This window comes from Seonamhaeicola maritimus (assembly GCF_008056315.1).
Classification (GTDB): domain Bacteria; phylum Bacteroidota; class Bacteroidia; order Flavobacteriales; family Flavobacteriaceae; genus Seonamhaeicola; species Seonamhaeicola maritimus.
In genome coordinates, this window is record NZ_VRKQ01000010.1 from 415,472 (window position 1) to 436,396 (window position 20,925).

At 33.9% G+C, this 20,925-nt stretch carries 20 protein-coding genes; 13 read left to right on the forward strand and 7 right to left on the reverse strand.

What is annotated here, in order from left to right:
* The first annotated feature begins 17 nt into the window (after positions 1-17).
* The 11 genes from sufB (at position 18) to FUA22_RS10065 (ending at position 9,663) form a co-directional block, all read left to right on the forward strand.
* Positions 18-1,466: a Fe-S cluster assembly protein SufB gene (sufB, locus tag FUA22_RS10015; protein WP_147767885.1), complete on the forward strand. Its 1,449-nt coding sequence runs from the start codon at positions 18-20 to the stop codon at positions 1,464-1,466.
* A gap of 12 nt (positions 1,467-1,478) precedes the next feature.
* A complete protein-coding gene (locus FUA22_RS10020) occupies positions 1,479-1,841 on the forward strand; it encodes a hypothetical protein (RefSeq protein ID WP_147767887.1) in 363 nt (120 codons plus the stop codon).
* A gap of 1 nt (position 1,842) precedes the next feature.
* Positions 1,843-2,595, forward strand: coding sequence for a Fe-S cluster assembly ATPase SufC (gene sufC, locus FUA22_RS10025; RefSeq protein WP_147767889.1), 753 nt, complete (start codon positions 1,843-1,845; stop codon positions 2,593-2,595).
* Positions 2,596-2,605: 10 nt separating this feature from the next.
* Positions 2,606-3,919 (forward strand): Fe-S cluster assembly protein SufD, encoded by a 1,314-nt coding sequence (sufD, locus tag FUA22_RS10030; protein ID WP_147767891.1) that lies wholly within the window; start codon positions 2,606-2,608, stop codon positions 3,917-3,919.
* A gap of 90 nt (positions 3,920-4,009) precedes the next feature.
* Positions 4,010-5,224, forward strand: coding sequence for an aminotransferase class V-fold PLP-dependent enzyme (locus FUA22_RS10035; RefSeq protein WP_147767893.1), 1,215 nt, complete (start codon positions 4,010-4,012; stop codon positions 5,222-5,224).
* Positions 5,225-5,345: 121 nt separating this feature from the next.
* Positions 5,346-6,461: a zinc metalloprotease gene (locus tag FUA22_RS10040; RefSeq protein WP_147767895.1), complete on the forward strand. Its 1,116-nt coding sequence runs from the start codon at positions 5,346-5,348 to the stop codon at positions 6,459-6,461.
* Between the two features lie 81 nt (positions 6,462-6,542).
* Positions 6,543-7,310 (forward strand): META domain-containing protein, encoded by a 768-nt coding sequence (locus FUA22_RS10045; RefSeq protein WP_147767897.1) that lies wholly within the window; start codon positions 6,543-6,545, stop codon positions 7,308-7,310.
* Between the two features lie 39 nt (positions 7,311-7,349).
* On the forward strand, positions 7,350-7,772 hold the full coding sequence (locus tag FUA22_RS10050) for a SufE family protein (protein WP_147767899.1): 423 nt from the start codon (positions 7,350-7,352) through the stop codon (positions 7,770-7,772).
* 6 nt (positions 7,773-7,778) lie between these two features.
* On the forward strand, positions 7,779-8,105 hold the full coding sequence (locus tag FUA22_RS10055; protein ID WP_147767901.1) for a DUF59 domain-containing protein: 327 nt from the start codon (positions 7,779-7,781) through the stop codon (positions 8,103-8,105).
* A gap of 52 nt (positions 8,106-8,157) precedes the next feature.
* On the forward strand, positions 8,158-8,664 hold the full coding sequence (locus FUA22_RS10060; protein WP_147767904.1) for a DUF2480 family protein: 507 nt from the start codon (positions 8,158-8,160) through the stop codon (positions 8,662-8,664).
* 72 nt (positions 8,665-8,736) lie between these two features.
* Positions 8,737-9,663: a DUF3078 domain-containing protein gene (locus FUA22_RS10065; protein WP_147767906.1), complete on the forward strand. Its 927-nt coding sequence runs from the start codon at positions 8,737-8,739 to the stop codon at positions 9,661-9,663.
* Positions 9,664-9,711: 48 nt separating this feature from the next.
* Here the strand turns inward: FUA22_RS10065 and hflX are convergent, their stop codons facing one another.
* A complete protein-coding gene (hflX, locus tag FUA22_RS10070; protein ID WP_147767908.1) occupies positions 9,712-10,929 on the reverse strand; it encodes a GTPase HflX in 1,218 nt (405 codons plus the stop codon).
* Positions 10,930-11,004: 75 nt separating this feature from the next.
* Here hflX and FUA22_RS10075 point away from each other — a divergent pair, with 75 nt between their 5' ends.
* Complete coding sequence (locus FUA22_RS10075) at positions 11,005-11,973, forward strand: endonuclease/exonuclease/phosphatase family protein (protein ID WP_147767910.1); 969 nt, start codon at positions 11,005-11,007, stop codon at positions 11,971-11,973.
* On the opposite strand, the gene FUA22_RS18600 is transcribed toward FUA22_RS10075, so the two are convergent.
* The 3 genes from FUA22_RS18600 to FUA22_RS10090 all read right to left on the reverse strand — a co-directional run bounded on the left by FUA22_RS18600 (position 11,974) and on the right by FUA22_RS10090 (position 16,645).
* The gene (locus FUA22_RS18600; protein WP_241664808.1) at positions 11,974-12,180 is read right to left on the reverse strand and encodes a hypothetical protein; all 207 of its coding nucleotides are present in this window, start codon (positions 12,178-12,180) and stop codon (positions 11,974-11,976) included.
* Positions 12,181-12,399: 219 nt separating this feature from the next.
* A complete protein-coding gene (locus FUA22_RS10085) occupies positions 12,400-13,839 on the reverse strand; it encodes a DUF5689 domain-containing protein (RefSeq protein ID WP_147767914.1) in 1,440 nt (479 codons plus the stop codon).
* Between the two features lie 4 nt (positions 13,840-13,843).
* Positions 13,844-16,645 (reverse strand): TonB-dependent receptor, encoded by a 2,802-nt coding sequence (locus FUA22_RS10090; protein ID WP_147767916.1) that lies wholly within the window; start codon positions 16,643-16,645, stop codon positions 13,844-13,846.
* Between the two features lie 139 nt (positions 16,646-16,784).
* On the opposite strand from FUA22_RS10090, the gene FUA22_RS10095 reads away from it, so the two are divergent.
* Entirely contained in the window at positions 16,785-17,834 is a 1,050-nt protein-coding gene (locus tag FUA22_RS10095) for an endonuclease/exonuclease/phosphatase family protein (RefSeq protein WP_147767918.1), read from the forward strand.
* Between the two features lie 5 nt (positions 17,835-17,839).
* On the opposite strand, the gene FUA22_RS10100 is transcribed toward FUA22_RS10095, so the two are convergent.
* The 3 genes from FUA22_RS10100 to FUA22_RS10110 form a co-directional block, all read right to left on the reverse strand.
* Complete coding sequence (locus tag FUA22_RS10100; protein ID WP_147767920.1) at positions 17,840-18,277, reverse strand: hypothetical protein; 438 nt, start codon at positions 18,275-18,277, stop codon at positions 17,840-17,842.
* A gap of 95 nt (positions 18,278-18,372) precedes the next feature.
* A complete protein-coding gene (locus tag FUA22_RS10105; RefSeq protein WP_147767922.1) occupies positions 18,373-19,728 on the reverse strand; it encodes an endonuclease in 1,356 nt (451 codons plus the stop codon).
* A gap of 81 nt (positions 19,729-19,809) precedes the next feature.
* Entirely contained in the window at positions 19,810-20,925 is a 1,116-nt protein-coding gene (locus FUA22_RS10110; protein WP_147767924.1) for a hypothetical protein, read from the reverse strand.

The window sequence follows — 20,925 nt, forward strand, 5'->3', positions numbered from 1 at the left end:
ATTTTTAAGAAAGCATTATGTCGAAATATACCGAGGATGATCTTCGCGAAGAACTAAAAACCAAAGAATACGAATATGGTTTTTATACAGATATAGAGTCAGAAACTTTTCCGAATGGCCTGAATGAAGATATAGTTCGTGCCATTTCCAAAAAGAAAGAAGAACCTGAATGGATGACTGAATGGCGCTTAGAGGCTTTTAGAATCTGGAAAGCTATGGAAGAGCCTGAATGGGCTAATGTTAATTATGAAAAACCAGATTTTCAAGGTATTTCTTATTACTCTGCACCTAACAGCAAACCAAAATACGATAGTATAGATGAAGTGGACCCTGAGTTATTGGCTACTTTTGAAAAACTTGGGATTTCATTGGACGAACAAAAAAAGTTAGCTGGAGTAGCTATGGATGTTGTGGTAGATTCTGTTTCAGTAGCTACAACGTTTAAAAAAACCTTAGCAGAACAAGGCATTATTTTTATGAGTATTTCTGAAGCTATAAAAGAGCATCCAGAACTTGTAAAAAAATATATTGGATCGGTTGTACCTCAAAAAGACAACTTTTACGCGGCTTTAAATAGTGCCGTCTTTAGTGATGGAAGTTTCTGTTATATACCAAAAGGCGTTAGGTGCCCGATGGAATTATCCACATACTTCCGAATTAATCAAGCCGGAACAGGACAGTTTGAGAGAACACTAGTAATTGCAGATGAAGGCAGTTATGTAAGTTATCTTGAAGGGTGTACTGCTCCAAGCAGAGATGAAAATCAATTACACGCTGCTGTAGTTGAATTGATTGCACTTGATGATGCAGAGATTAAATACTCTACTGTACAAAACTGGTTCCCTGGAAATGCCGAAGGTAAAGGTGGTGTTTACAACTTTGTTACTAAACGTGGTTTATGTGAAACCAATGCGAAAATTTCTTGGACTCAAGTAGAAACTGGTAGTGCAGTAACTTGGAAATACCCTTCTTGTATATTGAAAGGTAATAATTCGGTTGGTGAATTCTACTCAATTGCCGTAACAAACAATTATCAGCAAGCCGATACTGGTACCAAAATGATTCATTTAGGAAAAAACACTAAGTCTACAATCATATCAAAAGGTATTTCGGCAGGAAAATCTCAAAACTCATATCGTGGTTTAGTTCAAATTAATTCAAGGGCTGAAAACGCTCGTAACTTTTCACAATGTGATAGTTTATTAATGGGTAACGAGTGTGGGGCACATACATTTCCGTATATAGAAGCGAAAAACCAAACTGCTCAAATTGAGCATGAGGCCACAACGAGTAAAATTGGTGAAGACCAAATATTCTACTGTAACCAAAGAGGTATTGATACCGAAAAAGCCATTGCATTAATTGTAAACGGGTTTAGTAAAGAGGTGTTGAATAAGTTACCAATGGAGTTTGCTGTTGAAGCTCAAAAATTATTAGAAATAAGTTTAGAAGGAAGTGTTGGGTAAAAACTACTTTTTATGAAAAAATCAATTATTCTTTTTACATGCCTTTTTTTTGCTTTTTTTAGTTGCAAACAAGAACAAAAGAGTGGTGAAATAATTTCGGGCGATTATGTCTTTCATGGTGATGCGGCTGTTTTACAGACAGACACTCTAATTTATGGCGTTATTATTAATGAGAAAGTGCATGAATTAAATCAAAAAGTTGAACCTTTAAAAAAACAGCCGACAGACATGGTTAAGGTTGAAATTAGAGCAATTATAAATAAAGAAAAACACGAAACTATTCTTTGGGAAGATAAAATTGAGATTACAGAAATTCTCAATGTAAAAGCGCTTCCTAATGAAGACTATAATAACGTTATAAAACTAAGTCAGTAATATGTTAAAGATAGAAAATCTACACGCAGGTGTTGAAGATAAAAGTATTTTGAAAGGTATTAATCTTGAAGTAAAACCAGGAGAAGTTCATGCTATCATGGGTCCAAACGGATCTGGAAAAAGCACCTTGTCATCTGTAATTGCAGGTAAAGAAGAGTACGAAGTATCAGAAGGAAGTATTCTATTTGAAGGAGAAGACATTGAAGAATTAGCTGCTGAAGAAAGAGCTCACAAAGGCATCTTTTTATCATTTCAATACCCGGTTGAAATACCTGGAGTTTCAGTAACAAACTTTGTTAAAACGGCCATTAACGAAACAAGAAAAGCACAAGGGTTGGAGGATATGCCCGCTAAAGACATGCTTAAATTGATTCGAGAAAAATCTGATTTATTAGAGATTGATAGAAAGTTTTTATCTCGTTCGCTGAACGAAGGATTTTCCGGAGGTGAAAAGAAACGTAATGAAATCTTTCAAATGGCTATGTTAGACCCCAAATTAGCTATTCTTGATGAGACTGATTCTGGGTTAGATATTGATGCGCTTCGTATTGTAGCTAATGGCGTAAATAAACTTAAAGGCGAAAATAATGCTGTCATAGTTATTACACACTATCAACGTTTATTAGATCATATCGTTCCCGATTTTGTCCATGTATTACACAATGGTAGAATTGTAAAGTCCGGAACCAAAGAACTTGCTCATGAGCTTGAAGAAAAAGGATACGATTGGATTAAAGAAGAAGTGAACGCTTAATAAAAAGCAAATGGATTTAAAAGAAAAACTATTATCGTCCTTTCTAGTATTTGAGAATCAAACCGAAATTGATTCTTATGTAAGTGATGTTAGAAATGATGCTATAAAAGCGTTTGAAGAAAAAGGCTTCCCAACAAAAAGAGACGAGGCTTGGAAATACACCTCTTTAAACAAACTTTTAAAAGAAGATTATAGCGTATTCCCAAAGCAAGAAAACGCTTTGGAATACAGAGAGGTTAAAAAATACTTAATCCATGAAATAGACACTTACAAAATTGTATTTATAGATGGAAAGTATTCATCTCACTTATCTGAAACCACGCACGATGGTATGGATGTATGTTTAATGTCTGCAGCATTAAACAAACCAAAGTACCGCTTAGTAATAGAAAATTACTTTAATAAAGCAGCTACTGATGATAGTTTAACATCGCTTAATACAGCATTTTCAAAAGAAGGCGCCTATATAAATATCCCAAAGGGAAAGATTGTTGAAAAACCAATCCAAATAATTCACTTTTCAACAGGAAACGAATCAGCAACCATGTTGCAACCGCGTAATTTAATTGTGGTTGATGAGAATTCACATGTTCAAATTATAGAGCGTCATCAAAGTTTAACAAGTAACCCAGTATTAACCAACAGTGTTACTGAAATATTTGCTAAAAAACGTGCTATTGTCGATTATTATAAAATCCAGAATGACACTATAGATGCTTCTCTAATAGATAACACCTTCATAAAGCAAAAGCAAGAAAGTATTGTATCTGTTCATACATTCTCATTTGGAGGGAAATTAACACGTAATAATCTTAATTTCTACCAAGAAGGAGAACGTATTGATTCCACTTTAAAAGGTGTTACCATTATTGGCAACAAACAGCATGTAGACCATAATACATTGGTACACCATATAGAACCAAATTGCGAAAGTCATCAAGACTATAAGGGTATTTTTAATGATAATGCAACAGGTGTTTTTAACGGTAAAGTTGTAGTTGAAAAGGAAGCGCAAAAAACCAATGCATTTCAAGCAAATAACAATATTTTAATTTCTGACAAAGCAACGATTAACACCAAACCACAATTAGAAATTTTTGCTGATGATGTTAAGTGTTCACACGGTTGTACAATTGGTCAATTAGACGAAAGTGCTCTATTTTATATGCGTTCTCGTGGTATTCCTGAAAAGGAAGCCAAAGCTTTATTGATGTACGCTTTTAGTAATAATGTGCTTAGTTCGGTAAAAATCCCAGAGATTAAACGTCGTATCACAAAAATTATCGCAAATCAATTAGGTGTTGATATTGGTTTCGATTTATAAAATATTTAGAAGCTATTTCCCGCTATCCGCTGTATCTTTTTCTCGTTCCTCAAAAAAGGATGCCGCTTCTATCGGGGCTAAAACAAAAGTATGTTAGACGTTGAAGCAATAAGAAAAGATTTTCCCATTCTTTCAAGAGAAGTTAATGGTAAACCTTTAGTATATTTTGATAATGCTGCAACATCTCAGACACCGCAACAAGTTATTCATGCTATTGTAGATTATTATTCAAACTTCAATGCCAATATTCATAGAGGCGTACATACCTTAAGTCAAGAGGCAACAGATTTGTACGAACAATCAAGACAAAAGATACAAGCACATTTCAATGCTAAGTTTTCGCATGAAATCATATTCACATCAGGAACAACACATGGTATTAATTTAGTTGCCAATGGCTTTTCATCTATCTTAAAAACAGGAGATGAAATCATTGTTTCGGCTTTAGAGCACCATAGCAATATTGTACCTTGGCAAATGCTTTGTGAACATACTGGTGCTAATCTTAAAGTCATTCCTATGAATGATCAAGGAGAGTTGGTAATGTCCGAATATGATAATCTGCTTTCTGAAAACACAAAATTGGTGTTTACAAATCATATTTCGAATGCTTTGGGAACTATAAATCCTATTGAATATATTATCAAAAAAGCGCATGCTGTTGGAGCTGCTGTTTTAATTGATGGTGCACAAGCATGTCCACATATTAAACCAGATGTTCAGGCTTTAGACGTTGATTTTTATGTGGCTTCCGCTCATAAAATGTGTGGACCAACAGGTGTTGGTATGCTTTACGGTAAAGAAGCATGGTTAAATAAACTACCGCCATATCAGGGTGGAGGTGAAATGATTGCCGAAGTTACTTTTGAAAAAACCACCTACGCAGATTTACCTCATAAATTTGAAGCAGGCACACCAAACATAGCTGGAGGTATCGTTTTTGGCACTGCAATAGACTATATGAATAGTATAGGGTTCGATGCAGTTGCCCAATATGAAAATGAATTACTTGAATACGCTACCGAAAAATTGTTATCAATTGATGGTTTAAAAATCTACGGGACCTCAAAACATAAAACTTCTGTATTATCATTCAATTTAGAAGGTATTCATCCTTATGATGTTGGGTCTATTTTAGATAAATTAGGTATTGCTGTACGCACGGGTCACCACTGTGCACAACCCATTATGGATTACTACAAAATCCCTGGAACAATAAGAGCTTCTTTCGCTTTTTATAACACCAAATCTGAAATTGATGCTTTGGTTGAAGGCGTTAAGAAAGCTAAAAAGATGTTGTCTTAAACAATTATTTTCTGACATCCCTCACAGTTTATCGAATTTTTGAGTCGTCATTTCAGATTTAATTTAAAGGTTTCGTTAAAAAATGATATCTTAATCAACGACTAATTCAAATTATATATTTATGAAAAAATTACTTTTTGGTTTAACAGCTTTAGGATTACTATTTCTTGGTTGTGAAGAAGACACTCAAAACCGGGATCAAGAATTGATCCAAGACACCATTGATATGAGTGATTTTTATGTCTATACTAGTCCAGAAGAAAATAATGTTGCAGCTAAACAAACTAATGAGAAAAGCAATTTTAAATCATGCTTTTCAATGCAAAACTTAAATCATCAACTTGCCAAGAATTCAGGTTTAGAGAAAAAAATGTTTGATATTGAACATCACACCAGAGCTTTAATTACTGCAAAAAAAGGCGGGAATGGTAATGGTGGTGGACGCCCTGGTGGTGGAAACGGAGGAGGGGAAGACCCCATTGTATTTGAAGGTACTGTAACTATTCCTGTTGTAGTTCATGTACTACACAGAGCAGGGACTAATGAAAATATTAGTAGTACACAAATTAACAATCAAATTAAGGTTCTTAATGATGCCTTTAATGGAACTGACGCTGACAGCAACAACATACCTAATGAATTTGTTGGAGTAAAAGCTGGAAATATCAATATTCAATTTGTACTAAATGATATTACAAGAAAGGAAACAAACAAAACCTCATGGCCATATTCAAGTGCTGAAGAAATGAAACATTCTGAACTTGGAGGTGTGGACGCTTGGGACACCAGTAAATATCTTAACATTTGGGTGGTAAGTCAGATACCTTACGGCGGCGGAAGAATATTAGGTTATGCGCAATTCCCTGGGGGAAACTCAGAAACCGATGGTGTTGTTATGGACTATAATGACTTTGGTACTGGCGGAACTGCTACCTACCCTAATAATCTTGGCAAAGTAACCGTTCATGAAGTAGGGCACTGGTTAAACTTACGTCATATTTGGGGAGATGGAAGATGCAAACAAGATGATTTTGTATCCGACACTCCTAATTCAGACAGAGCTAATAGAGGTTGCCCTTTGTACCCTACAGTACATTGCAGAAGTAACGATATGACTATGAATTACATGGATTATACTGATGACAGATGTTTATTTATGTTTACCCAGGGGCAAACTGACAGAATGCGTGCACTCTTTGCGTCAGGTGGTGCTCGTGAAAGCTTTGTTCTTCCATAAACATTATTGGATAAATACAAGAATATTAAAGACGCTTACTTTGGCGTCTTTTTTGTGCATTAAGTTTTAAAATTCCTAATTATGAAATGGATATTGATTCTTTTCAGTGTTATTACAATGAAAACTTGTGATAATCAAAGCGTACAAAAACAAGTCACCATGTTAAATGATACCTACAACATAACCACCTTAAACAGCAAAGACGTTTCAGATTTCAAACTAAATATTGCATTTTATAATTCTACTAAACAAGTATCAGGATTCTCAGGGTGTAATCGTTTTTTTGGTTCTTACACCATTGAAGGCAAAACCTTAAAATTGGGACCATTGGCGTCAACAAGAAAAATGTGCCCCCCAGAATTCAACACTATAGAAAATGAAATGTTAGACATTCTCTCAAAAGAAATTACTTTTTCAAAAGAGAATTCATTTTTGAGACTTCTAGAAAACAAAATACTCCTAATTGAAGCTGTTAAGAAAGAGACACGCAATCAATCTATGTCATTTGAGTACTCTCAACATTCTCGAGGAATCTATCAAAATATAAGTATCAACAAAAAATCTATTACAATTAAAAATAAAAGAGAAGGAGATGTAATAGTAACAGGTTGTAGTGAAGAACAATGGCAGAAAATTATGGATGCCATTGAAGATATAGATATAGAAAATATTCAAAATCTTGAAGCGCCTTCCCAAAAAAGACTATATGATGGTGCTGCTATTGCTAAATTGAAGGTGACTTTTGAAGGCAAAATATATGAAACCCCAATTTTTGACCACGGCAATCCGCATGCAGAAATCGCCAATCTTGTTAAAGAAATCTTATCAATAGCTCAAAACATTGAATAGCAACTTTTCTTATTGTATTTTTGTTTAAAATTTGACACTGTGACAATTGAAGAAATTCAAAACGAAATCATAGACGAGTTCTCAATGTTTGAAGATTGGGAAGAGCGTTACCAATACATGATAGATTTAGGGAAAGAATTACCCTTAATTGACGACCAATACAAAACGGACAGCAATATTATTAAAGGTTGCCAAAGTAAAGTATGGGTTCATGCCGAAATGAAAGACGATAAATTAGAATTTACAGCTGATAGTGATGCTATCATTACTAAAGGCATCATTGCTATTTTAATTAGAACGTTTTCAAATCAGCATCCAAAAGATATCATTGATGCAGACACTAGCTTTATAGATGATATTGGTTTAAAAGAACATTTATCACCTACTAGGGCCAATGGTTTAGTAAGTATGGTAAAACAGTTAAAAATGTACGCCATTGCATATCAAACTCAGTTAAACTAATTAATTATGAGTGAAACAAAAATAGACACAGCCTTGTTAGGCGAAAAAATAGTAAACGTTTTAAAAAGCATTTACGACCCTGAAATCCCAGTAGATATTTACGAACTAGGGCTTATTTACGATGTATTTGTAAACGAAGATTACGATGTAAAAATCTTAATGACTTTAACAACGCCTAATTGTCCGGTAGCAGAAACCTTGCCATTAGAAGTTGAAGAAAAAGTAAAATCTTTAGATGAAGTAAAAAGCGCTGAAGTAGAAATTACTTTTGATCCACCATGGACTCAAGACTTAATGAGCGAAGAAGCAAAGTTGGAATTAGGTATGCTTTAATCTAACCTGTTTGTAACCCTTTAGCAGGAATCACAGTAAGACAACTATAAAAATGCCAAACGAAATCATAAATCGCGTAGCGAATAGCAAACTTGTTACCCTAGACCTTGAGGATTTTTATCCGGAGGGCAATCGTATTGTGTTTGATATTAAAGACTGGTTATTTGAAGGTTTCGTTTTACGAGAAAAAGATTTTAGAACTCAAGTTTCTGAATTTGATTGGTCAAAATACCAAGATAATTATATTGCTTTAACTTGCAGTACAGATGCTATTATTCCTGGGTGGGCTTATATGCTTTTAACCGTTCAATTGCAGCCTTATGCCAAAAAAGTAGTTGTGGGTGATTTAGAAATCTTGGAAGCTTCTATTTACCATGATATCATAAATAATCTTAGCATTGATGAATTTCAAGACAAACCAATCATTATAAAAGGTTGTTCTAATAAACCTGTCCCACAAAACGCATACATTATGTTAACTAACAAGCTTAAACCCGTTGCTAAATCAATTATGTACGGTGAAGCATGCTCTTCCGTTCCGCTTTATAAAAACAAATAATTTTCCTGTGACCTTCATTTAAAAAAAGGGTCTAAACTTTATATTTGCAAAAAATTTAACAATTTCAAAGACATGAAAAAAGTACTACTATTATGTTTTCTGTTTATTGGTGTATTTTCAATAAATGCCCAAACTAAAGAAGAATTACAAACTAAAAAAGCCGAAAAACAATCGGAAGCTGATGCTGCTCAAAAAGAAGCAAATGCTTTACAAGCGCAAATTGATGCTCTACCAGGCTGGAGAACTGGAGCCTTTGGGACTATAGGTGGAAGTCTATCAAACTTTAACAATTGGTATGCACAAGGTTCACCAAATAACAATTCTGGTAACATAGGCTTTACCGTAAATGCTTATGCTAACTTAATTGAAGATAAGTTCTTTTGGAGAAATGCTTTAACCACTAATCTTAACTGGGTTAAATTAGATGACAAGGATGACCCAAATGATGATGACGATTTTAACCCCACTACAGATGTGTTTAACATATCGTCTCTTTATGGAAAAAAATTAAGTGAGAAATTCGCGATTTCTGGTATGGGTGAGTACAGAACTACATTGTTAGACAACTTCAATGACCCAGGTTATTTAGATTTGGGGATTGGTGCAACATGGACACCTGCTGAAAACTTAGTGGTTGTTATACATCCATTAAACTACAATTTTGTATTTAGTAGCGGCGACACTGTTTTTGAATCATCTTTAGGTGCCAAAATAGTAGCAGATTATACAAGACAAATTGGTGCTATAAACTTTAAAACAAACTTTTCTACGTTCCAAAGTTATAAGAGCGGAGACTACTCTAGCTGGACATGGACTAACTCTTTTGGCTACACCCTTTGGAAAATGATTGGAGTAGGTTTTGATTTTGGTTTAAGAAGCAACAAGCAAGAAGCTTTAAACTATGCTTTAGCGCAAAACCCAGCTACGGCAACTGGTTTTGATGACGTTGACAATGATTTACAAACCTATTGGACTTTAGGTTTAAGCTATAAGTTCTAAGTTGAAACTATTATAAATAAAAAAGGCATCTTTTAAGATGCCTTTTTATTACTTCATATCCTCATAATTATAATCAGGATATAAAAAATGGTTATACGGAAAACGCGTGATATGAATTTCTCTTACCTCATCATAAACACGCTTTTTAAAGTCTTCTAGATTACTTTTATTGATAGCTGAAATAAATAAGGCATTGTTTCCAATTTTACTCATCCAAGTTTTTTTCCATTCTTCTAAACTATAATTGGCTTTGGTTTTTTCAGTACCTAAATCATCTTCATCTAGAGGTTCTGCTTTATAGGCATCAATCTTATTAAACACCATAATAGTTGGCTTATCCCCACTTTTTATTTCGCCTAAAATTTTATTTACAGACTCTATATGTTCTTCAAAATTTGGATGTGAAATATCAACCACATGTAATAACAAATCTGCTTCCCTTACCTCATCTAAAGTACTTTTAAAACTATCCACCAACTGTGTTGGCAGTTTTCTAATAAAACCAACAGTATCACTTAATAAAAAAGGCAAGTTTTGAATAACCACCTTTCTTACCGTGGTATCAAGAGTTGCAAACAACTTGTTTTCAGCAAACACCTCACTTTTACTAACCACATTCATTAATGTAGATTTACCTACATTAGTATATCCAACAAGAGCAACACGCACCATTTTACCACGGTTACCACGTTGTACTGCCATTTGCTTATCAATGGTCTTTATTTTAGCTTTAAGTAAGGCTATTTTATCTCGTACAATACGTCTATCAGTCTCAATCTCTGTTTCACCGGGACCACGCATACCAATACCCCCTTTTTGACGCTCAAGGTGAGTCCACATTCCTCTAAGTCTTGGAAGCAGGTATTCACATTGTGCCAACTCTACCTGGGTTCTAGCGTAACTAGTTTGAGCACGTTGGGCAAAAATATCGAGAATTAGGTTGGTTCTATCTAAAACCTTAACATCAAGTATTTTACTAATGTTTCGTTCCTGCGCTGCAGATAACTCGTCATCGAAAATTGCTGTACCTACTTTATTTTCTTCAATAAATCGGCGTACATCCTCCATTTTACCAGAACCAATAAAAGTTTTAGGGTTGGGCATTTCCATTTTCTGTGTAAAACGTGCTACTACTTCACCTCCTGCCGTATAGGTCAAAAACTCTAACTCATCTAAATATTCTTTAGACTGAGTTTCGTCTTGGTCTTTCGTAATAATTCCAATTAAAACCGCTTTCTCTAAAGCTATGTTTTTCTTTTCTATCATAAATCTTAATAATGCACAAAGTTACGTAATTGCATCCATTTTAATTTTTATATTTTTAATGCGAAAAAACAACCTATGAGTGATTTATTTGAGGGAATTCCGGTTCAAGATAACATGCAGACCGTAGCTTTTTATAATGTAGAAAACCTATTTGATGTCTCTAAAGATGAGCACACCAATGACTATGACTTTTTACCTACTTCGGCTAAAAAATGGACTCCCAAACGTTATAAAAATAAATTAAGAAAAATTGGATTTGCTATTTCAAACATTGGCAGAAAAGAAACCGGCAAACATCCAGCTATTGTTGGTTTAGCTGAAGTTGAAAATGCCAAAGTAATTGATGACCTTTTAGATTCAAAACATTTAGACGACCTTGATTACGACTACGTTCATTACGAATCTCCAGACGAACGCGGAATTGACGTTGCCTTGATATATGACAAAAAAGCTTTTAAAATCACAAATTCAGAGCCTTATACGGTTCATTTAACAGATGAAGATGGATCGCCAGATTACACACGCGATATTCTATTGGTAAGTGGTAAGCTTGATGGCGAATTTATTCATGTCATTGTTAACCACTGGTCTTCTAGAAGAGAAGGGACCAAAGAAACGGAATTTAAACGATTAGCTTCCTCGGAGAAAGTTGCCGAAATTATAACTTCTTTACAGGACGAAAATGAAAATGCCAAAATTATACTAATTGGTGATTTTAACGATGAACCACACAACAAGAGTATTGTTAGGTTAGTTGAAAATTATGGACTGTATAATCCATTTGAAACGCTTCGTTCTTATAATAGAGGTACCGTTAGTAGGTTTAAACAATGGAGTTTATTTGACCAAACCATTATTTCATCTAACTTTTTTAAAAGCTCAAAAGACGAATTTGAATACTACAATGCCAACATCTTTGACGAAGATTTCTTAAAGACTTTTAACGGCAGGTTTAAAGGGGCTCCTTTTAGAACTTATGTTGGTAAAAAGTATAAAGGAGGCTATAGTGACCATTTTCCTGTGTACGCTATTTTTAAAAAGTGATTAAACCGCTTGAAACAAAATATATGCTAAAAAAAGAGTGGCAACTGGCAACAACCAAAGCAACCAAACATTAGTTTGAGACTTATTCTTTTTAACCATTTTAGAATTAATCATTATTCTTTTTTTACCAGTATATTGGAGCCAATTTTTAAAATAGACACCTAAAGAAACTATACCAAATAATGTCCATGCTTTTGTACTTGACATGGTATTAACATTCATTTGATTAAAGAATGCGGCAAAAAAACATCCCAACAGAAATATTAAACTTATCTGAAGTATAGAGACATAACCTATAGCAATGGTATTTGCTCTCTGTTTAAAGCGTTTTTTATAAAAAGAAAATATGGAATAAAAATAATGGTCGAAAACGGTCATTCTGCGAATTTAATACTTTTTAATATGAGTTTTTCGATACATTAGAAGTTACAAATCATAATCTACACTAATCTCATCCAATTCATAAATACCATCAAAAGTCTCTAGTCCACCACCTGTGTATTTAAAAGCTATATGCATAGTTCCAGTGGCACAGGACAAATTCACATTACCTGAATTAAACCAGGAAGCGAAAGAATCGGAATCTTTAACTACATAAGCATCAGACAACACACCCCAAGTTGCAGATGTTACATTAGCTTCAGTACCATCCCAATCTAAAGAATACAATACTTCCATAAAACTACTGTCTGCTAGACTATTAGAAGTTTTAAAGCGAAGAGTAATATTGCTATAAGAGTTTAAATCAATAGCTGGCGTGATTAACCAAGTAACATTTTTTATGTCTCCTGAACTTGCTATTTGCACTCTGGCAGAACGTCCCAAAGAAGCATTAGAAGATGTTGAGGAGTAGCCCTCCCATCCTTCAGAACCCTCTTCTACGTAGTTAGTCCAACCCGAAATAGAAACTTGTCTATTATTAGATTGAGACTCAAAATCTTCATAAAACAAATTCTCAGAACCAAAAGTTGATGCTAATCCGCATGAAAGCTCTAAAGGGTCACATCTTTCAGAACTATCAAAATTAACACTTGCTGAACTTAAGGGTAAAATCACGCTAAAATCATCTCTAAAATCACGACTAAAAACCCCAACCACACTTCCTTTTCCTTCAGGAACTAATAGCGACTTAAAATCTGAAAATGTACTGGTTTGCATTATAATTTGAATACCTGAATCACAACTTTCCAACAAGCGTAAACCATCAAATTCATCAAAAGATTCACTAGCAAATGTTGCACCCAATTCAAACCTATTCAATTGCATATTATCTAATTGAATTAGTGTATTCTCATCGGCCTCTGTTAAGTTTTCTAAACTTACAGTCTTAGGTTGAATTTCAGCTATTTCAGTACTCCGAAGAACAATATCTTTATATTCAGTTGCTTGAATTTGTTTTACACTTGCGGCATCTCCTTTACCAATAGTAATTACTCCACTTGTTTCCCCAATGGTTAATCCGTTTAATTTAACAAAAACTTTTTGTCCAAATTGATAAGTATCTGACAAGTTACTCTTGTTGATGTCTATTTTAAACCCAAGTCTTGGGTCGCTGTCTGGGTTACTAGCATCAATTTTATTCTGAATAATTAATTCTTCAAAAAAGTTTCCAGCTTTATCAGAAGAGACCACATATCCTTCAAGATAAACATCATCTTCAATCACCACTGTTGTATTTCCGCCATTAACAGCTTGTTCATATAAAGACTTTATAGCCTTAAATGTTGTTATTTGATTTTGAGGAATTTCAGGTTCAGAAACTGATATATCAGGGATACCGTAATCATCATCTTTAACACATGAATTCACAAATAGTAATATATTCGTGAAGACCAGTACCATTATAATTTTTTCAATCTTTTTCATCTTTTTAAAATCTAAGATTAAGGTTTAAGAAATAGGTTGTTCCTCTTCCATACCAATATTTTGGTCCAAACACTGGTGTGTCTAATGCTTTATCATCTCTCAACTCTCTATAATTAGCATTGCGCCCCTGTTCAAAACCCCCGGTTTTATAAACTTCATCCAAAAGGTTATTAATACTTGCAAATAGACCGATGTAATACTTACCAACTTTCCAAGATTTACCTCCTACCAAATTGATTACCATATAATCATCAAATCTTTCTTGCTTCAGCAATGCTCTAGCTAAATCTTCGTCATAATCATTAAATACATTCCCATCAAAATCAGTATTAAAATTTGAAGATCTGGTTAACGGACTAACATCAACATAAGTGTTGGAGAAAAAATTGGCTGTAGCTCCAAACCACCAATACTCTGGGTCTCTATATTCAAAACCAACTGAATACGCTCTCTGTGGGCCAGAAGCCAACTTATAATCTTTTAATTGCGATTGACCAAAGTCTTTAAAACCATTAACAAAACCAGCATCTACAGATTCTTGGTCTGGTTCTGTTGAAAGGTACAAATTAGGATTATTATCATAGGTAAACTGACCAACCGAAGCTGCTCCTTTTAATTTTATACTGGATGTTACTTGTGCTTCAACACCAAGTTCTACACCTAAATGTTTTTTATCAATACCTTGTAAAATCTCTTGAACAAACACAGCATTATCACCACCAATACCATCTGCAAAAAAGAAAGAAATCTCACTGGCATCGGTAATTTTAGTGTAATATCCAGTCAATTTTGACTGAACAATTGGCGAACGCAATATGTAACTAGCATCAACAGACATTATATTTTCTTCTGAAACATTAGGAACTATATTATGATTTTCCCTAGAATTGGAAAAGGTGTTTTGAACAGACGGTGCTCTTGAAATAAAACCTGTATTAACATTGAACACATGCTTTCCGGTTAATTTTAGTGTGGTTCCTGCTTTAGCCCCAAAACCAGTAAACGATAATTGTTCTCCTTTACCTAAAGAACTATCTGGAAAACCGCCGTTTTGGTAGATACCTTCTCTTTGATATTGCGTTTGCCTTACACTTCCCGATAGGTAAAAATCCAACTTATTATAAGTGAATTGCGCTTGTGCAAAGGCATTAAGTTCATTAGACAATACATTGTAATGATATTTGAATTTATCACCTTCATTAACCAATCTGTTTGGATTTAATAAATCGTTTTGTGCTTCGTCTATATCTGTTGCAAAACCATCAATATCTAAATAGGTTGAAGCCCCTAAAAGGTTTAAAACCTGGGCAAAATTTTCGGATTTTAAATTTTTATACCCAACCGAGGCGTTTAAAATTACATTATCATTTACTTTACTATTAAATATTGAATTTATAGTAAGCTGCGTGTCATCAACTCTATCTTCGTATAAAGCATATATTGCATTTCCTCCGTTTTGGACATGATTTAAATTAGCATCATACATGGCGTTCCAATTGATTTGTCCATCATTTTGAAAGTCTTTTAATGCCAAATAGGCAAACTGCAAATCATTCGGAAAGTTTCTTTCAAAATAACTTGGCAACTTTTGATAATAAGTCGGGCTTGGATTTGCACCACCTCCTTGCGGGAATCCATTGATTAAATCGGTTCCGTTATAATCTAAACGACTGTTCCCTAATTTTCCGAATTGATAACCTACATTAGTATTTAAACTCGTTTTATAATTTAAATCCCAATAATGATTCAACATCACAATGGGCTCATTCACTTCTTTAATTCTTGAGTTCCGTTTTTCACCATCTTGCCATCCCCAATACTCATTATACTTTATATCTTTTAAATCATAAACCTCCTGAGTGTTTGGTGAAGATTTCCCTCTTCTATTAGGTGTATAAATTGTTGTTAAGCTTAAACTATGTACATCACTTAGCTTCTTTTCTATCGAAGCGAAAAACGAATTAGAATTATAAAGCGTTGCATCTTGATAGCCTTCATTTCCCCATCGTCTTCCTATGGATAAGGTATAGGCCCAATTATTTTTTAACAATCCAGAAGCATACGTTGCCATTAATCTGTTAGTGTAACTTCTGTTTGAAGAAGAATAGGTTATCCGTCCACCAGGTCTTGCTTCTGAAGCTCTAACATTAATGTTTGTACTACCTAAAACACCCCCAAATGCGTAGCTTGAAGGTGAAAACCCTAGAGACAATTCTTGATTTCTTAAAACATCATTAATCCCACCCCAATTACTCCATTGTGGCCTTCCATTGTATGCCTTATTCATCTCTATTCCATTTATTAAAATGGATCCATTATTAGAATCTAGCCCTCGTATTCTGAAAAAAGACGAGCTAAACTCAAACGCCGCTGTTCTTTGAAATACATCGAGTGAAGATGCTAATAATCCTGAAATATTATCTGCACCACTTGTATCATCATTTAATTCATCGTCAGATAGTGTGATAGTAAATAAATCCTCTGTTTCAGACACATCCCTTTCCAAAGTCATATCAGATATGTTTACAGTCTTTCCTTCGTTTACAACAATTGGAAAGCGCTTTGTGCTATACCCGGTTTTTGAAATTGTTAAAATTTGTTCTCCAAAAGTTATTCCTTCGGAAAATTCAAATTCCCCTAATTGGTCCGTAAGCGTTTTTAAATTGGTCTTTTCAATCACTACTAAAACACCTTCAATAGGCTCAAAAGACAATGATTCTTTTACGCTTCCTTTAATTACAGTTTGTTGCCCATAAATAGAGACTGAGAAAAGCACGAAAAGAAATAAGAGTAATGATTTTTTCATTCTAAAGATTAGACACAAATGTTTAAGAAAAGTAACCTAATTCTGATTAAAATCAAAAAAAACAATCTATTTCGAACAAAATCCTACCTTTGGCTTAGCTTTTGCTTTCTAACAAATAACTTACATCTATTTCATTACAATGAAGCACTTAAAAATTTGTCTTTCCCTTTTATTGATAGTCTTTAGTATAAATACAAATGCACAAGACAAGAAATTTAAAATTCATACTGTAGCCTTTTACAATTTAGAAAATTTGTTTGATACTATAAACAATCCTAATAAACTAGATGAGTACAGTCCTATAATGGAGCTTAAAACCGGTCGAAAGGAGGCTTATAAGAAAAAAGTTAATAATATGGCTGAAGTTCTAGCGGTTATAGGCAGCAAAACAGCTCAAAATACACCAAGTATTATTGGGGTTTGTGAAGTTGAAAACAACGACGTTTTAGAAGACCTTATAAACCACCCTTTATTGATTGATAAAGATTATGGAATTATTCACTATGATGCCCCTGACGCAAGAGGAATTGATGTAGCTCTATTATATAAAAAATCTGCGTTTACTCCTTTAAATTCTAGCACTCATGGTTTGAAAATATATGACGACCAAGACCAATCAAGGATTTATACGAGAGACCAATTATTGGTTAGCGGTAATCTTGAAGGTGAATTAATTCATGTAATTGTTAATCATTGGCCGTCAAGACGAGGCGGAGAAGCCAGAAGTAATCCTAAGCGAGTTGCGGCTGCTAGAGTTAGTAAGCGAATAATTGATTCACTACAATCTATTGATCCCTATTCTAAAGTAATTTTAATGGGTGATTTAAATGATAACCCAACAAACGCAAGTGTAAAAGATGTTTTAAATGCCAAAGAAAGCAAAAGTGATGTTGGCCTAAAAGGTCTTTACAACCCATTTACAACATACTATAAAAACGGATTAGGTACAACCGCTTACAGAGACATTTGGAATTTATTTGATCAGATAATAATAAGTAAACCGCTGTTAAATGAAGACACTTCCTCCTTAAGATATTATAAAGCAAATATTTTTAACGCTGGTTTTTTAACTCATAGCAGGGGTAAATATAAAGGGTACCCTTTTAGAAGTTGGTCTAACGGAAGTTTTAGTAATGGCTATAGTGACCATTACCCAGTTTATGTTTACCTAATTAAAGAGGTTGAATAAAGAATTTAAGACATCCAAGTACTCCAAGGAATTCTAGATAAAAACAACACTAGCGCAATTGTGTAGAAAATTGCAATTGTTTTTAACTTAGCTTTAGAGGTTAACTTCTTTTTGTGCTTTGAGTACCCAATAGTTATTAGTGCTACAGCAATGATATTTACTAAAGGATGTTCAACCAAATATAATCTAGCAAGACTATTACCCATTACTTCACCTCCTAATTCGCTCCACAGGCTAAACCTTTCTGAAACAAAATAAAGTACAATACCAATTAATAATTGAATATGAGATACTATTAAAGTGAATAACGAAACCCTAAAATCTTTGGCACTATACTCTTTACCTCCTGCAGATTTTATAATTGCATTAAAAGTTGCAATGATTAATATTAATAGAACAATATATGCCCAATAAGAATGTAAATTAAGTATAGTCTGGTACATGTTTTAAAATTTTATTGATTCCAAAAATAGTGATTTTAATCTATAAAAAAACCGCTTCTTTAAAGAAGCGGTTTTTATTATAAAGTTTATTTTTCTTAATCCCATTTATTCTCGGCATCATTTCCTCCCCAAACTAGAGTTGCTAAATAAGGATTATCTATAAAAGGGTTTCTGTTTCCTTGAGCAGCATAAATGACATTGTTTCTTTGGATTTCAAAATCTGATACCGGATCTGCAATATTCCAAGCAATAAATAAATCAATATTACCTACTTTTTCAAAAGTTTCCCCATATCTTATGTTCAAATACATAATCATTCTCGCCACATCTCCTCTCCAATCATTTCCGGGGAACCAGGTTTCACCAGTGAGTTTGTATACTCCACTTCCATCAACAAAAGGATAATTACTTCTTTCAGAATTAACATTTGCATCACAGGCTCTTAAATGATGTAAATCAGTAATTGCATTTGATGCTTCCAATAAAGATTGAGGGTACACATGTTCTGTATTAAATGTTTGTGGAGTATGACTGTTTGTTGGAGAATCATATTCCTCCCAATATCTGCTTTCACCAGAATACATTAGAATAACATTATCAGCATTACTCAAATCTTCATCGGCATTATATAAATATTGATGCCTCTGTGCGTAAGCCAAAATAGTTGTGTGTTTAGATTGTGTTAAGTCTTCTAATTCTTCTAACATTAAATCTGAATCGTTTGTGAAAATCACACCACTGTAATAAGCTTCTAACTCCGAAGGAATATTATAACTTATAGAACTTAATACCGTAATGTTTACAGTAGCCGTAGAACAAGTGCTTGTTGGAGTATCGTCATCACAAATGGTATATGTAAATGAATCACTACCTATAAAACCTGCTTTGGCTGTATAACTAACAGTACCATCAGTATTTAAAACAACTGTTCCTTGTGTTCCAGTATCATCAACAGAAGTTAATACCGCATCATCAATAACAGAGTCGTTTTCCAACAAGTTAGAAATAATTCTTGTGCTATTTTCGGCCACATTAACAGCATCATCTTCAGCCGTAGGGCTCCCCTCATCATTTACCGTAACAGTAACTGTTGCAGTAGAGCAATCTGGCGGAGTGTCTTTATCGCAGATCGTGTACGTGAATGTATCACTACCTATAAAACTATCTTTAGGTGTATAAGTATACGTGCCATCTCTATTGTCTTCAATTGTTCCTCCCTCAGTACTCGAAGTATCAAATGACGTTATTCTTGCATTATCTAAAACCGTATCATTATTCAATATATTTTGAATAATAACTGCAGTATCCTCTATAGTTGTAAAAGAATCATTAACAGCCACAGACTTACCATTTGGAGTTGGGTCTGGTTCTGGTGTGGGAGAATCGTCCCCGCCTCCCGAACTACAACTAAAAATTAAGACTACTGTAAAAAATAAAATAGTTTTTTTCATTACAATTATTAAGATATGAAATATGAGGAAAAAAAACCACCTTGATACAAAGGTGGTTTTAAATAATTACTAAAAATATTATTACTCATTAAGAACCCATACACCATCTGTTTTAATAACAGCTGTATCTTCAGTTCCGCTTGATCCATTATAAATATCATAGGTAACAACATACTTTTGGCCATTTTCTGCAGAAGGGTCTTTATTATCTATTACAACTCCCGCAGCCTCAGCTATCATAGGTTTAGTCCATTCAGCAGCATTACCCGGTCTTCTTTCAAAGTTACCATAGTTATCCATACTACCTGTAGCAGCAGGATACTTAGAACTTAATGAAGACACTATTAAAGCATAATCGGCTGGCTCTAACGTATATTTAATTGTATTGTCTGGCACCCATACAGTACCATCATGACCAAACTGTAAAGTTTCAACGGCTTCATTATTGTATTTTTCAAAAGAAGTTCCGTTAAAAACGAAATTACTAGTATAACTTTTTGTTACACCACCTCCTTTATACAGTTCATACATTGCCATAACAACATCTCCTGCTTCTTTAGGTTCATATTTATAAACATCTAGTAAAGCAATTGGGATTTTTGTATCAGCTTCATCATGGCCTGAAAAATTAGGAAAACTCTCTCCCATCGCATTATATTCATCTTCAGTAAAACCTTTTATTTTATTCCAGTCCCCATCTGAATAGTAAAAACCATCTGTTAATGTACTTTCACCTCCAGAGTAATAACGGTATCTTAAAGAAACAAAATCACCTTCTTGTGGGCTAGGATAAGCAGCATCTAAGTAGTTATAGATATGATAAGATCTATCAAAATTACCATAAGAGCTTCCTGTGATATCATTGTGATCCGCATCTGTTAATTCATAAATATTCTCACTAAAAGTATCAACTTTAGCATACCTTTTATAAGTAACCAAAGCAGAAGACCCTTTGCCTAATACAGGGTATTTATCACTTAGAAAATCTGGCAATAAGGCTTTAGCATCATCTACTGAATTAAAATTTCCATAGTTCAAGTCTAAATCTTCATAATCATCATCAGAAAGTGTAATTTCTATATCACCTACAATAGGAGTTTCTATTGCATCAACTTCACTATTAATATCCTCTAAAGGGTTACAACCTACTAACGCTGTACCCAATAAAATTGTGCATAAATAAATAAATTTTTTCAT